Origin of the sequence: Rhodococcus sp. BUPNP1 (genome assembly GCF_002215235.1) — a bacterium.
GTDB lineage: Bacteria > Actinomycetota > Actinomycetes > Mycobacteriales > Mycobacteriaceae > Rhodococcus.
Map to the genome: position 1 here is coordinate 271,023 of NZ_NERM01000003.1, position 14,256 is coordinate 285,278.

12 protein-coding genes are annotated in these 14,256 nt (G+C 68.6%); all 12 read left to right on the top strand.

Annotated features, from left to right (window positions below; all coding sequences use genetic code 11):
- Nucleotides 1–81: 81 nt before the first annotated feature.
- The 12 genes from mftE (at nucleotide 82) to B9C99_RS04940 (ending at nucleotide 14,168) form a co-directional block, all read left to right on the top strand.
- Nucleotides 82–765: a mycofactocin biosynthesis peptidyl-dipeptidase MftE gene (gene mftE, locus B9C99_RS04885; protein ID WP_088897108.1), complete on the top strand. Its 684-nt coding sequence runs from the start codon at nucleotides 82–84 to the stop codon at nucleotides 763–765.
- Nucleotides 762–2,195 (top strand): mycofactocin biosynthesis glycosyltransferase MftF, encoded by a 1,434-nt coding sequence (gene mftF / locus B9C99_RS04890; RefSeq protein ID WP_088897109.1) that lies wholly within the window; start codon nucleotides 762–764, stop codon nucleotides 2,193–2,195. Before mftE ends, mftF begins: the two co-directional genes overlap by 4 nt.
- A 1-nt stretch (nucleotide 2,196) precedes the next feature.
- Nucleotides 2,197–3,657, top strand: a complete 1,461-nt coding sequence (gene mftG / locus B9C99_RS04895) for a mycofactocin system GMC family oxidoreductase MftG (protein WP_088897110.1) — start codon at nucleotides 2,197–2,199, stop codon at nucleotides 3,655–3,657.
- A 36-nt stretch (nucleotides 3,658–3,693) separates the two neighbouring features.
- Nucleotides 3,694–4,992, top strand: coding sequence for a GAF domain-containing protein (locus tag B9C99_RS04900; RefSeq protein WP_088897111.1), 1,299 nt, complete (start codon nucleotides 3,694–3,696; stop codon nucleotides 4,990–4,992).
- A gap of 66 nt (nucleotides 4,993–5,058) precedes the next feature.
- Nucleotides 5,059–6,582, top strand: a complete 1,524-nt coding sequence (gene adh, locus B9C99_RS04905; RefSeq protein WP_088897131.1) for an aldehyde dehydrogenase — start codon at nucleotides 5,059–5,061, stop codon at nucleotides 6,580–6,582.
- 93 nt (nucleotides 6,583–6,675) lie between these two features.
- The gene (locus tag B9C99_RS04910; RefSeq protein ID WP_088897112.1) at nucleotides 6,676–7,200 is read left to right on the top strand and encodes a DUF779 domain-containing protein; all 525 of its coding nucleotides are present in this window, start codon (nucleotides 6,676–6,678) and stop codon (nucleotides 7,198–7,200) included.
- 133 nt (nucleotides 7,201–7,333) lie between these two features.
- The gene (locus B9C99_RS04915; RefSeq protein ID WP_088897113.1) at nucleotides 7,334–7,882 is read left to right on the top strand and encodes a hypothetical protein; all 549 of its coding nucleotides are present in this window, start codon (nucleotides 7,334–7,336) and stop codon (nucleotides 7,880–7,882) included.
- Between the two features lie 264 nt (nucleotides 7,883–8,146).
- Nucleotides 8,147–9,430: an MFS transporter gene (locus tag B9C99_RS04920; RefSeq protein WP_253249993.1), complete on the top strand. Its 1,284-nt coding sequence runs from the start codon at nucleotides 8,147–8,149 to the stop codon at nucleotides 9,428–9,430.
- A gap of 112 nt (nucleotides 9,431–9,542) precedes the next feature.
- On the top strand, nucleotides 9,543–11,210 hold the full coding sequence (locus tag B9C99_RS04925) for an AMP-binding protein (protein ID WP_088897132.1): 1,668 nt from the start codon (nucleotides 9,543–9,545) through the stop codon (nucleotides 11,208–11,210).
- Between the two features lie 146 nt (nucleotides 11,211–11,356).
- A complete protein-coding gene (locus B9C99_RS04930; RefSeq protein ID WP_016696140.1) occupies nucleotides 11,357–11,626 on the top strand; it encodes a GlsB/YeaQ/YmgE family stress response membrane protein in 270 nt (89 codons plus the stop codon).
- A 144-nt stretch (nucleotides 11,627–11,770) separates the two neighbouring features.
- A complete protein-coding gene (locus tag B9C99_RS04935; protein ID WP_088897115.1) occupies nucleotides 11,771–13,717 on the top strand; it encodes an acetoacetate--CoA ligase in 1,947 nt (648 codons plus the stop codon).
- 97 nt (nucleotides 13,718–13,814) lie between these two features.
- Nucleotides 13,815–14,168, top strand: coding sequence for a hypothetical protein (locus B9C99_RS04940; protein ID WP_088897116.1), 354 nt, complete (start codon nucleotides 13,815–13,817; stop codon nucleotides 14,166–14,168).
- Nucleotides 14,169–14,256 lie beyond the last annotated feature (88 nt).

Below are 14,256 nucleotides of genomic sequence, written 5' to 3' on the forward strand. Positions count from 1 at the left end.
TCGGATCTCGGCGTCCGGGCGGACCTACCGGGACCTCCGGGTTTCGTGCACGCCCGCGAAACCCTTAGCATCGGAGCGGTGATGCGGGAGCTCGCCGACGCCTGTTGGACGGACATCGAACCCGACCGGGTGACGGTGGCCGTCCCGATCGGTGCGCTCGAACAGCACGGTCCGCACCTTCCCCTCGACACCGACACCCGGATCGCAGCTGCTGTCGCCGCCGCGCTGCCCGAGGTGGTCGTCGCCCCGCCGCTGCCCTACGGAGCGAGCGGCGAACACGAAGGTTTCGCCGGCACCGTCTCGATCGGAGCCGAGGTGACGAAGGCGCTGATCGTCGAATACGGCAGGTCGGTGTGCCGATGGGCGAAGCGGGTCGTCTTCGTCAACGGGCACGGTGGCAACGCCTATCCGCTGATCGAGGCGGTGAGCCTCCTGCGATACGAAGGCCGCGACGCTGCCTGGCTCCCGTGCGCGGTGCCGGGATCCGACGCCCACGCCGGTGTCACCGAGACGAGTCTGCTGTTGCACCTGGCACCCGGGACGGTCGACATGACACGGGCCGCGGTCGGAGCGACGGAACCGATCGGAGCACTGATGCCACGACTGCGCGAAGCCGGTATCGTCTCGGTGTCCGCGAACGGAGTGCTGGGAGACCCCACCGAGGCCACCGCAGAACTCGGCGCGCGCCTGTTCGCGAGTCTGGTCGAGCGGGCGCGTGCACAGGTCGCCCGGTGGCAGCCGGGAACGGAAGGAAGGCTTCGGTGAGTCGGGCGATCACTCCACAGGCGACCTCCCCGGAGGCGGCGCAGCCCCGGGCGACCCGGCTCCCCGACGGTTTCGGTGTGCGCATCGACGCGCGGGTGCGCAGCTTCGCCGGGGGACGTGTCCTCGTCGGAGGATCGCCCACGCGCATGCTCAAACTCGCACCGGCCGCCGCGGCGATGATCGACGAGGACTTCGTCGAGGTCGTCGACGCGCAGAGCGCTGCGGTCGCACGCCGCCTGCTCGACTCGGGAATCGGGAACCCCCGCCCGACGAAGCTGCCGCCGAGTTCCGCCGTCACCGTCGTCGTCCCCGTCAAGGACAATCCGTCCGGCCTCGCCCGTCTGCTCGCCGCCGTCGAAGGGCACGAGGTCGTGGTCGTCGACGACGGTTCCGAGAAGCCGGTCGAGGCTCCGGAGCGCGGTCGCGTCCGCGTGATCCGGCACGAGACCCCACGCGGGCCCGCAGCGGCCCGGAACACCGGATTGCAGCAGGTGACAACGGAATTCGTCGCCTTCCTCGATTCCGATGTGGTGCCGCAACTCGGTTGGCTCGAACGATCGCTGGGGCACTTCATCGATCCCGCGGTCGCTCTCGTCGCGCCGCGCATCGTGGCCCTCGAACCCGACAGCAGCGCGCTCGCGAAGTACGAGCACGCACGCTCGTCGCTCGACCTGGGCAGCCGGGAATCCGCCGTGGTCGCGGGTGGCCCCGTCTCGTACGTGCCGAGCGCGGCGCTGCTCGTGCGCCGCGACGCGCTCGTCGCCTGCGGCGGTTTCGACGAGACGATGCATGTGGCCGAGGATGTCGATCTGTGCCGGCGACTGCAGACCTCGGGGTGGCGGTTGCGGTACGAACCCATCTCGCGGGTCGCGCACGACCATCGCACCCGCTTCCGGACGTGGTTGACACGCAAGGCCTTCTACGGAACCGGTGCGGCCCCGCTCGCCGAGCGGCATCCGGGTTCCGTCCCACCGATGGTGATGTCGATCTGGACGCTCCTCGCGTGCGTCGCGATCGCGAGCTTCACCCGCATCGGGGTGATCGCAGCGGTACTGACCCAGGTGGCCACCTTCGTGCGGCTGCGACGGATGTTCTCCGAGCTCGACCGGCCGGACCGCATCGCCGGGCTGCTCACGGCCCAGGGATTCGCCGGTGGCCTGTGGCAGGTGGCGTCGGCGGTGTGCCGGCATTACTGGCCCGTGACGGTCGTCGCAGCGGTGTTCTCCCGCCGCGTGCGTCGAGCGGTTCTGGCTTGTGCTGTGGCCGAAGGCATCTGGGACTGGAAGACGCACCGCGAGAGCGGCGGCCTCGATCCCGTCCGGTATCTGCTCTACAAGCGCCTCGACGACCTCGCCTACGGCGCAGGGCTGTGGAAGGGTGCGCTCGACGCCCGCTCGGCGGCCGCGCTCGTACCCGACATCCGGAAGTGACATGATCCCGGCGCACGCCGATGTGGTGATCGTCGGCGGCGGAAGCTGCGGTTGCGTTCTCGCCGCCGGGCTCAGCGACGATCCGGCCCGCACCGTGCTGCTGCTCGAGGAGGGCGCGGCGTTCGGGTCGGCATCCGTTGTTCCGCGCGAGATCCGTGATGCCGCAGTCCTTCCGGTGGGTCCGGAGAGCCCGTGGACCGCGGACTTTCCGGCACGACTGACTCCGGATGTCGAGGCGACCGTGACGCGGGGCCGGGTGCTCGGCGGCTCCGGCGCGGTCAACGGCGCCTACTTCGTGCGTGCGCGACCCGACGACTTCGCGTCGTGGCCCGCCTCGTGGTCGTACGAGGAGGTGTTGCCGTACTTCCGGGCCGTCGAAACCGACGCGGATGTCCCCGGCGACCTGCACGGGAGTTCCGGCCCGATACCGGTCGCCCGGGTACCGCGCGAACGGATGCATCCGCTCTCGCGTGCCTTCGTCGACGCCGCCGAGGACGCGGGATTCACCCCGGTCGCCGACCTCAACGCCCCCGGACCCGACGGGGTGGGCGCGGTCCCGTCGAACGTCCGCGACGGCACGAGGGTGGGTCCGTTCCTCGCGTACCTCGCGCCCGTCCTGCACCGGCCGAATCTGACGGTCGCCGGCGGGGTGCCCGCGACCCGCATCGTGATGGCGGGCGCTCGCGCGGTGGGCGTCGAGATCGCCGGGCCCGACGGACCACGCACGGTCTCGGCCGCACACGTGATCGTCGCCGCGGGCGCCGTGAGGTCTCCCCAGTTGCTGATGCTCTCCGGAATCGGACCGGCCGGCGAACTGCGACGGCTCGGCATCGATCCGCTGCACGACCTTCCCGGGGTGGGCGGAAACTTTTCGGACCATCCGGAGTTCACCGTCCCGTACCGGTTCCGCCCGGGTCTCCCGTCGCACACGCTGCTGCTCGAGACGGTCGTGCACACCGGCAACCTCGAACTGCGCCCGTACACCGCGGCATTCGGAGCGGTGATCCCCGGCAGCGGCGTCGTCGATCCGGTGCTCGGAGTCGTCCTGACGCGCCCACGCAGCCGCGGACGCATCGTGCTCGACGAACGCGACCCGCGACGTCCACCCCTGCTCGACTACCGATACCTGACCGATCCGGCCGACCGGGAGGCCCTCGAAGAAGGGGTCCGGCTCGCCGCCGACCTCCTCGCCGCGACCACCGGCGTCGCCGAGGCCGGCAGCGTGGACGTGCGCGGCGGCAGGCTCGGGACGTCGCTGCACCTGTCCGGCACGTGCCGGATGGGCGACGACAAGCACGCCGTGGTCGACGAGTGGTGCCGCGTGCGGGGAATCGAGGGGCTGAGCGTCGTCGACACCTCGGTGTTTCCGCAGGTCCCGAGCCGTGGACCGCACGCCACCGCGGTGATGCTCGCCCACCGCGTCGCCGCGACCGCGAGGGATGCCCTGCCGCACACGGTGTGATCCCGACTACAGTGTCGGGGGAGGAGGCGCCGGTACATGACGGATCGTGGAATCGCGACGACCAATCCCTGGGTGGCACTCGGCCCGGGAGCGGACGTGGCCGCGCATGCACGTGCGGTGCTGCGTGCGCACGGAACCTTCGTCTCCGCACGCGGCAAGGATCGGCTCGACGGGGTGCGCTCGGTGGTCCGCGACTCGTGGAGCCGGAGCCTGCAACGCGGCATCGATCCCGACGTCGTCGAACAACCCGCGCTGCTCTCCGGACACGACCTCGAGGAGTACCGCGCCGGCCACCCGATGTCGCTGATCCGCCCGGTGGTGCGCAAGCTCCTCGTCGAGGACGCCGCCGACAGCGGACTGCTCGTCGCCATCACCGACGGGCAGGGACGGCTGCTGTGGGTCGAGGGCGATCACGCCGCGCGCGACCGCGCCCTGTCGATGAGCTTCGTCGAAGGGGCCGACTGGAGCGAGGACCGCGTCGGCACGAATGCGCCGGGAACCGCTCTCGCCGTGGATCATTCGGTGCAGATCTTCGGCGCCGAGCATTTCAACCGCACGGTGCACGAATGGAGTTGTTCGGCCGCTCCCGTGCACGACCCCACCAGCGGCCGGGTCCTCGGTGCCATCGACATCACAGGGGGGCACCGCGTCGCCGCGCCCGAGGTCCTGCAACTCGTCCGCGCGACGGTCGCGGCGGCGGAGGCCGAACTGCGCGTGCATGCCCTGAGCGGCCGCCCGCTGTTCCCCTCGACGACGCCGCGCATCGAGACGATCGGCGCCGGCCGGCCCGCACTGCACCGCGGAGGCGAACGCGTCGGCCTGTCCCGCCGGCACGCCGAGATCCTGCTGATCCTCGCCGATCACCCCGAGGGCCTGAGCTCCGACCGGCTCGCGGTGCTGCTCGACGAGAACGAACTCGACTCGGTGACGATCCGCGCCGAGATGTCGCGCCTGCGCAAGGTGCTCGGGGCCGAACACCTCGGATCGCGGCCCTATCGACTGCTCACCACGCTCGACACCGATGTCGCGGACGTGCGCCGCGCACTCGACCGCGGCGATGCGGCCTCGGCGGTCCGCCTCTGTACCGGGGAGATCCTGCCCGGATCGGTGGCGCCGGGCATCGAGGAGATCCGCGACGAACTCCGCTCGGGTGTGCGGGCGGCGCTGTTGCGCTGCGGCGACGAGCACCTGCTCGCGCAGTGGACCTCGTCCGTCCACGGCCGTGAGGACATCACCGCCTGGGCGGCCTACCGGGCGTCGATCGACCCGCGGTCGCCCCGTTTCGCGCAGGTCGATGCCACATTGACCCGATTGGACAGGCAGCTCGCAACGTAGTTGCAACCCTCGCGTTCGTAGTGTTCCGGATCACATACCGACCGCTCGACGCTGCAGGAGATGCACATGACCGTGTACGCCCGTCCCGGTTCGCCCGACGCCCTCATGTCGTTCCAGTCCCGGTACGACAATTGGATCGGCGGCCAGTGGGTGCCGCCGGTGAAGGGGGAGTACTTCGAGAACGTCACCCCCGTCACCGGCCAGGTGTTCACCGAGGTCGCTCGCGGCACCGAGGAGGACATCGAGCGCGCGCTCGACGCAGCCCACGCCGCCGCACCGGCCTGGGGGAAGACGTCGCCCGCCGAACGCGCGGTGATCCTCAACAAGATCGCCGACCGCATCGAGGAGAACCTCGAATCGATCGCCCTCGCCGAGTCGTGGGACAACGGCAAGCCCATCCGCGAGACCCTCAACGCCGACATCCCGCTCGCGATCGACCACTTCCGCTACTTCGCGGGGGCCATTCGCGCGCAGGAGGGTTCGATCTCCGAGATCGACTCCGACACGGTCGCCTACCACTTCCACGAGCCGCTCGGCGTCGTCGGCCAGATCATCCCGTGGAACTTCCCGATCCTCATGGCCGTGTGGAAGCTCGCGCCGGCCCTGGCCGCCGGCAATGCGGTGGTCCTCAAGCCCGCCGAGCAGACCCCGGCGTCGATCCTGCACCTGATCTCGATCATCGGCGACCTGCTGCCGCCGGGTGTGGTCAACATCGTCAACGGCTTCGGTGTGGAGGCGGGCAAGCCGCTCGCGTCGAGCCCGCGCATCCGCAAGATCGCGTTCACCGGTGAGACGACCACCGGTCGGCTGATCATGCAGTACGCCTCGCAGAACCTGATCCCGGTCACCCTCGAACTCGGTGGCAAGAGCCCGAACATCTTCTTCTCCGACGTGCTGTCGGCGAACGACGACTACCAGGACAAGGCGCTCGAAGGCTTCACGATGTTCGCCCTCAACCAGGGTGAGGTGTGCACGTGCCCGTCGCGTGCACTGATCCAGCAGGACATCTTCGACGACTTCCTCTCGCTCGCCGCGGTCCGCACCAAGGCCGTCCGTCAGGGCGATCCGCTCGACACCGACACGATGATCGGCGCCCAGGCCTCTAACGACCAGCTCGAGAAGATCCTGTCGTACATCGAGATCGGCAAGAGCGAGGGTGCCAAGGTCATCACCGGTGGTGAGCGCGCCGATCTCGGCGGCGACCTCTCGGGCGGCTACTACGTGCAGCCGACGATCTTCCAGGGCGACAACAAGATGCGCATCTTCCAGGAGGAGATCTTCGGCCCGGTCGTGTCCGTGACGTCCTTCAGCGATTTCGACGACGCGATCTCGATCGCCAACGACACCCTCTACGGTCTCGGTGCCGGTGTGTGGTCCCGCGACGGTGGTGTCGCCTACCGTGCCGGTCGCGCCATCCAGGCGGGCCGCGTGTGGACGAACACCTACCACCAGTACCCCGCGCACGCGGCCTTCGGTGGTTACAAGCAGTCCGGCATCGGCCGCGAGAACCACCACATGATGCTCGACCACTACCAGCAGACGAAGAACCTCCTGGTGTCCTACGCTCCCAAGGCACAGGGCTTCTTCTGATCCGAACTTCGGCGCCTGTCACGTCCGCACGACGTGGCAGGCGCCGTTGCCATACGCTCGGAACATCGTGCACCCCAACGGAAAGGCAGGCCTGTGACCGTCCCGCGACTCGTGGCGACCGTCGACGCCGTCGCCCTGCTGCGCCGCCTCGCGCAGCGCAACGGACCGCTCATGATGCACCAGTCCGGCGGATGCTGCGACGGCTCCGCGCCGATGTGTTATCCCGACGGCGATTTCGTCGTCGGCGACCGCGACGTGCTCCTCGGAGTCCTCGATCTGCGCCTCGGGGCAGGGGAGACCCGCTCGGATCCGCCGGTCGGCGCCGACGCCGTGCCGGTGTGGATCTCCGGTTCGCAGTTCGAGGCGTGGAAGCACACCTGTCTCGTCCTCGACGTGGTGCCCGGACGCGGCTCCGGGTTCAGTCTCGAAAGTCCGGAGGGGGTGCGTTTCCTCAGTCGGGGGCGCGCATTCACTCCCGACGAACTGGCCCTCCTGGAAGCCGACCGGCCGCTCACCGGGCGGGACCGGGAGGCCGGCGTGGAGCCCGCCGTGTCCGATGTACCCACGGTGGTCGCCGAGGCCGCCGACGCGTGCCCGGTGCCCGGCCTGTCCTCGTGATCCGATCTGCGTGATCCCACCGGGAGGAGGGTGACTCACCTGCCCGTTGCCGGTGTGCGTCAGAATCGGAGCGGAATCCGGCCGGATTCCGGACGACGACGTGGGCGCCCGGCGGGTGCGACGAGGAGTGGGCATGGCCTTCGCAGGCAACGTGGACGAACTGGCACTGCTGCAGACGGTGCGTCTGAAGAAGCAGGTCACGGCCGAGGTGCTCGCCGCGCACCTCGGTGTGTCGGTGGCGGCCGGCCAGGCTGCGGTGGCCGCACTCCTCGAGCAGGGCAAGGCGTCGGAGAACGACGGCGGCATCAGCCTCACCGACAAGGGCACCTCCGAGCTGAACGATCAGCTCGACGCCGAGCGGGTCTCCATCGACGAGGATTCGATCTCGGAGCTCTACGACCAGTTCCTCCCGCTCGACGAGGAACTCAACGCGCTCCTCGAGAATGCCGACGCCGACGGATTCGTCGACGGCCTCATCGATCTCGACCGCCGGGCGCAGAGCCTGTTCGACGACGTGTCGGCGTTCGTGCCGCGCCTGTCGCGGTACCAGGACCTGTTCGCCGAGGCCCTGGAGAAGATCAAGGGCGGCTCGCTCGCGTGGGCCACGGCCGCCAACATCGACTCCTACTCCTCGGTGTGGGGCGAGATGCGCCAGGAGATCGCGGGCGCCGCCGGCCGCTGAGAATTTCGTTCGTTCGGCACACTATGTGATGCCGGTCACCCCCACCCCCCTTTCGGGGGTGGTGAGGGGGTGACCGGCATCACTACGTTTTCGTTCATCCGCCGAGGCGATCACGCCCGCGGTTCGAACGGACAACGGAGGACTCACGTGACCAGTGTGTCGACCCCGGGGGCTGCCGAACCCCCCGTCGCCGGACCGGTGGGACGTTCGCGTCCCGACCCATCCACACCCCGCCACGCGGGCCCCTCGAAGGAAGGGCCCGGTATCCGGCGCGTCGCCGTCGCCAGCTGCATGGGCACGACGATCGAGTTCTACGACTTCTTCATCTACGGCACCGCCGCAGCGCTCGTCTTCCCGACGGTATTCTTTCCCGCGCTCGGATCGACCGCGGGTACCGTCGCCTCCTTCGCGACCTTCGCCGTCGCCTTCATCGCCCGCCCCGTGGGCGCAATGCTGTTCGGCCACTTCGGTGATCGCATCGGACGCAAGAAGACGCTGATCTCCACGCTGCTGCTGATGGGTATCTCCACCCTGCTCATCGGCCTTCTGCCCGGCGCCGAGACTATCGGTGTCGCCGCCCCGATCATCCTCGTACTGTTGCGATTCGCCCAGGGCTTCGCAGTGGGCGGTGAGTGGGCCGGCGCGACCCTGCTCACCGCCGAATATGCGCCACCGGGCCGACGCGGTCTGTACGCGATGTTCCCGCAGCTCGGTCCTGCCATCGCCTTCGCCCTGTCGAGCGGCACCTTCCTGTTCACCGGTCTCGCACTCGGCGACACCAACGACGCCTTCCTGAACTACGGCTGGCGGATCCCGTTCCTGCTCAGCATCGTTCTCGTCGGCATCGGCCTCTACATGCGCCTCGCCATCGAGGAGACCCCCGTCTTTCGTGCAGAGCAGGAAGCCCGCCGTAACGCCCCGGTCGCCGAGGTCGAGGCCCCGCGCCGGCTGCCCTTCCTCGACGCGTTGCGTTACCAGGCCAAGGAGATCTTCCTCGCCGGCGGCGCGCTGGCCATCATGTTCGCCTTCTTCTACATGGGCACGGCCTACCTGACCAGCTACGCGACCTCCGAGCTGGGATTCGACCGGCCGTTCGTCCTGATGGTGGGCATCGCCTCGTCGCTCGTCTTCGGTCTCGCGATCGTGCTGTCCGCGCTGTATTCCGACCGCTTCGGGCGCAAGAAGGTCATCATGGTCTCGTGCGCCTTCTCCGTGGTCTGGGCACTGGTGTTGTTCCCGCTTCTCGACACCGGCTCACCGATCGCGTTCGTGCTCGGGATGATGATCACCCTCGCGATCTTCGGTATCGCCTACGGACCGTGCGGAGCACTGCTGCCCGAGATGTTCGCGACCCGTTACCGCTACACAGGCGCCGGTCTGGGCTACAACTTCGCCGGGGTCCTCGGCGGCGCCATCCCGCCGATGATCGCCGCACCGCTCGCCGCCTCCTACGGCGGTATCGCGATCGGGATCATGCTGGCCGGAATCGGCCTCGTGAGCCTGGTCTGCACCGCGGCACTTGTGGAGACCCGCGACCGGGCCCTCTGATCCATTCCCGGTGGATCCGTTCCGAACCGATCCACCCCCCGGTGGCGGTCGTCCGGCAGCAGCCCGACGACCGCCACCACAGCCGTATCCCCGTCTCGTGAAGGAGAATGCGATGTCCGGCCTCGACGTCGACCGTCTGCCCAGCTACACCCAGGGTGCCTGGGACGTCCCGTTACTCGGCGACACCATCGGCGACAACCTCGACCGCACCGCCGCCCGCTTCGGCGACCGTGAGGCACTCGTCGACTCCGCCGCCGGAAAGCGCTGGAGCTACACCGAATTCGTCGCGGATGTCGATGAGCTCGCGCTCGGCATGCTGCGGGCGGGCATCACCAAGGGCGACCGTGTCGGCATCTGGGCACCCAACTGCTGGCAGTGGGTGCTCGTGCAGTACGCGACTGCGAAGATCGGAGCGATCCTCGTCAACATCAACCCCGCCTACCGCTCGCACGAACTGCAGTACGTCCTCGAGCAGGCCGGTGTGCGGATGCTGGTGTCCGCCCCGACGTTCAAGACCTCCGACTACGCGACGATGATCGAGACCGTCCGGCCCAACTGCCCCGACCTCGAGGACGTCGTCCTGCTCGACTCGCCGCGGTGGGACGAACTCGTCGAGTCCGGCCGCGCCGCGCTCGCCGAGGACCGGGCGCCGCTCGACTCGGCCCAGGCGGCGCTGTCGCCCGACGACCCGATCAACATCCAGTACACCTCGGGCACCACGGGTTTCCCCAAGGGCGCCACCCTCAGTCACCACAACGTGCTCAACAACGGTTTCTTCGTCGGCGAACTGTGCCACTACACCGAACGCGACCGGGTCTGCATCCCCGTCCCGCTGTACCACTGCTTCGGCATGACGATGGGTAATCTCGCGTGCACGAGCCACGGCGCGACCATCGTGCTGCCGGCGCCGGGCTTCGATCCCGCCGCAACGTTGAGCGCTGTCGCCGAGGAGAAGTGCACGTCGCTCTACGGCGTGCCGACGATGTTCATCGCCGAACTGGCCGACCCGGGATTCGACAACTACGACCTGTCGAGTCTGCGCACCGGCATCATGGCGGGATCACCGTGCCCGGTGGAGGTGATGAAGCAGGTCATCGACCGGATGGGCATGAGCGAGGTCTCGATCTGCTACGGCATGACCGAGACTTCGCCGGTCTCGACGCAGACCCGCAGCGACGACAGCATCGAGCGGCGCGTGAGCACCGTCGGTCGTGTCGGCCCACATCTCGAGGTCAAGGTCGTCGACCCCGTCACCGGACTGACGGTGCCGCGCGGCGAACCCGGCGAACTGTGCACCCGCGGTTACTCGGTGATGCTCGGCTACTGGGATCAGCCCGACAAGACCGCCGAGGCGATCGACTCGGCCCGATGGATGCACACCGGCGACATCGGCGTCATGGACGAGGACGGATACGTCTCGGTGACGGGCCGGATCAAGGACATGGTCATCCGGGGTGGGGAGAACATCTATCCCCGCGAGATCGAGGAATTCCTCTATACCCACCCGGACATCCTCGACGCCCAGGTCGTCGGCGTGCCCGACGTGAAGTACGGCGAGGAGCTGATGGCGTGGGTCCGGATGCGCGAGGGCGCCGAACCGCTCGACGCCGAGTCGCTCCGGGCGTTCTGCACCGGGAAACTCGCCCACTACAAGATCCCGCGTTACGTGCACGTGGTCGACGAGTTCCCGATGACGGTGACCGGAAAGGTCCGCAAGGTCGAGATGCGTCAACAAGCGATCGCGCTCCTCGAGGCGGCAGGAACAGAGGGGGCCCGGTGAGATCCGGGCCCTGCCGGAGAAGGAAATTCACCCGGAAGGGACGTCGAATCGGCCTCGTGTGAGCCGTTCATGATCGACACTGATGAGGTACATGGTCGTCGAGGTTGCGCCGCCCGCAGGTGCGGCGCCGAACAGAGAGGCTCACCATGGGACAAATCATCGGCACCATCATCTTCGGCGCAGTCATCGGCATCCTCGCCCGGTTGGTGATCCCGGGTAAGCAGGCGATGGGCATGATCATCACCATCGTCATCGGCATCATCGGCGCGCTGATCGGCTACTGGATCTGGGGCATGATCTCGTCCGAAGGCAACGAGGACACCTCCGGCATCGACTGGATCCGGTGGATCATCTCCATCGCCGTCGCGGTGGTTCTCACTCTCATCTACACCTCTGCGACACGCGAGAGGCGGTAGCCGGGAGTCCTCGCGCGAGGCTCCGTTTCGGACGTCTCGGACGTCGTGCACGGGCAGTCCGTCCGTGCACGACGGTCCCCGGCCGGTCCGGGCGGGGCCTTCACCCGTCTTCAGGTACGGTCCCGGACCGGGAGGTGAACTGTGGTGGAACCGCAATGGACTCCGACGGACGTCGACATCGAGCAGGCGAACGTCACCGGATTCACCCGATTCGTCGAGGAGAGACACGGACTCGACCTGCCCGATTACCGGGCGTTGTGGCAGTGGTCCGTCGACGAACCCGGTGATTTCTGGCAGGCCGTGTGGGACGCCTTCGACGTCGTCTCCCACACCGATCCCGGCCCGGCTCTGGCCGACGCCTCCATGCCCGGTGCCGTGTGGTTCCCGGGCGCGCGACTGAACTTCGCCGAGTACGTCTTCCGGGAACGTCCCCCGGACGAGGCCGCCATCGTCCATCTCGACGAGGAGGGACGCCGGCGCGAGATCGGCTGGGCCGAACTCGAACGCCGCACGGCCGCCCTCGCCGCGACCCTCCGAGCGCGCGGGGTGGGGGAAGGCGACCGTGTCGTCGGTTACCTGCCGAACATCCCCGAAGCGATCGTCGCCCTGCTCGCCACTGCGAGCATCGGGGCCGTCTGGGCGGGCTGCGGACAGGACTACGCCGTGCCCGCGGCGATCGACCGTCTGGGCAGGCTCGAACCGCGGGCACTCGTCACGGCGACCGGATACCGCTACGCGGGACGGCGACACGACCGCGTCGACGAGGTGAACCGGCTCCGCGCCGCGATGCCCGACCTCGCCCTGACGGTCGTCGTGTCGACCGGTGAGACACCGTTCGATGCCGCCGCATACGCGGGGGCCGTTCTGGACTGGCAGGACGCCGTCTCCGGTGACGCCGAACTCGAACCCCTGCCCGTCGCCTTCGATCACCCGCTGTGGGTGGTCTTCTCCTCGGGCACCACGGGTCCGCCGAAGGGCCTCGTTCACGGCCACGGCGGTGTTCTGCTCGAACACCTCAAGGCATTGTCGCTGCACCTCGACCTCCGTCCCGGCGACCGCTTCCTCTGGTACACCAGCCCCAGCTGGATGATGTGGAACTTCCTGCTCTCGGGCCTGCTCGTGGGATGCACCGTCGTCACCTACGACGGCGCCCCGTCCCATCCCGAGGTCGATCGCCTGTGGCGGATCGCAGCCGACGAGAACGTCACGGTGCTCGGGACGAGCCCCGGTTACGTGCTGGCCTGCATCAAGGCCGGTGTCGTCCCGCAGGACGACCACGATCTGTCGGCCCTCCGCGGCGTCGGCGTCACCGGCTCGACGCTGCCCGCCTCGTCGTCGTTGTGGCTGGCGGACAACGCGGGGGAGCACGTGCAGGTGATGTCCATCTCCGGCGGGACCGATGTCGTCACGGCCTTCGTCGGGGCCGTCCCCACGGTGCCGGTGTGGCCGGGGGAGATCTCGGTGCCCTGCCTCGGCGTGGCGGTCGACGCCTTCGACGAGACGGGGCGGCCGGTGCGCGGAGAGGTCGGCGAACTCGTCGTGACCGCTCCCATGCCGTCCATGCCGGTGCGGTTCTGGAACGACCCGGACGGCACTCGTTACCGCGACTCCTACTTCTCCGTCTATCCGGGCGTGTGGCGGCACGGCGACTGGATCACGATCACCGAGCGCGACACCTTCGAGATGCACGGCCGGTCCGACTCCACGCTCAACCGTCACGGTGTGCGGATGGGCAGTGCCGACATCTACCAGGCCGTGGAGACCCTGCCCGAGATCGTCGAGTCGCTCGTGCTCGGCATCGAACGACCCGACGGCACGTATCGCATGCCGCTGTTCGTCGTCCTCGCCGAGGGCACCACGCTCACCGACGACCTGAAGGAACGGATCCGTGCGGCCGTGCGCGAGCACGCCTCGCCACGGCACGTGCCCGACGAGATCGTCGCCGCGCCCGGGGTGCCGCACACCCGCACCGGTAAGAAGCTCGAAGTTCCTCTCAAACGGATCCTGCAGGGAGCCGATCCCGCCAGGGCGGTGGACCGCACCGCGATCGACGATCCGGACCTGCTCGACTGGTACCGCGGCCAGGCGTGATCCGGAGCACTCGAGATCCCGAGCACTCGGGATTCGGGGCACTCCCTGAGTGTCGCCTTACTGGACAGCCCACGCCCGGAATGGTCGGATTGCGCCCATGGACATCGCCATCAAGATCTTCCTCATCCTGCACTTCATCGGCCTCGCGGGCATCATCGGATCGTGGCTCGCGGTCATCAAGGAACCCCGCGTCGTGGCCGGCATGCTGCACGGCGCGATCCTGCAGGTCGTGACGGGTCTGGCCCTGGTGGGCCTCCGGGAGGCGCAGGACGTCGTCGAGGTGAACCACATGAAGATCGGCATCAAGCTGCTGGTCGCCCTCGCCGTGCTGGTCGTCGCCTTCGTCGGTCTGAAGAAGGAGAAGCAGAATCCCGGTTCGACCGCGACACTCGCCCATGTCGCCGGCGGTCTGGGCATTCTCAATGTGATCATCGCCGTGGCGTGGACGTGATCGTCCGTACTCGGTGCACTCGGTGACAGTCGGTCGGCGCCCGAGTGGGCACCCTGTAGATTGGGGTCGGTGCGTATGTCATGGGCTC

Excerpts from the sequence above, each read along its gene's own strand:
- B9C99_RS04930 (WP_016696140.1), top strand. The coding sequence starts at position 11,357 with ATGGGACAAATCATCGGCACCATCATCTTCGGCGCAGTCATCGGCATC.
- adh (WP_088897131.1), top strand. The coding sequence starts at position 5,059 with ATGACCGTGTACGCCCGTCCCGGTTCGCCCGACGCCCTCATGTCGTTC.
- B9C99_RS04915 (WP_088897113.1), top strand. The coding sequence starts at position 7,334 with ATGGCCTTCGCAGGCAACGTGGACGAACTGGCACTGCTGCAGACGGTG.
- B9C99_RS04900 (WP_088897111.1), top strand. The coding sequence starts at position 3,694 with ATGACGGATCGTGGAATCGCGACGACCAATCCCTGGGTGGCACTCGGC.
- B9C99_RS04925 (WP_088897132.1), top strand. The coding sequence starts at position 9,543 with ATGTCCGGCCTCGACGTCGACCGTCTGCCCAGCTACACCCAGGGTGCC.
- B9C99_RS04940 (WP_088897116.1), top strand. The coding sequence starts at position 13,815 with ATGGACATCGCCATCAAGATCTTCCTCATCCTGCACTTCATCGGCCTC.
- mftG (WP_088897110.1), top strand. The coding sequence starts at position 2,197 with ATGATCCCGGCGCACGCCGATGTGGTGATCGTCGGCGGCGGAAGCTGC.
- mftE (WP_088897108.1), top strand. The coding sequence starts at position 82 with ATGCGGGAGCTCGCCGACGCCTGTTGGACGGACATCGAACCCGACCGG.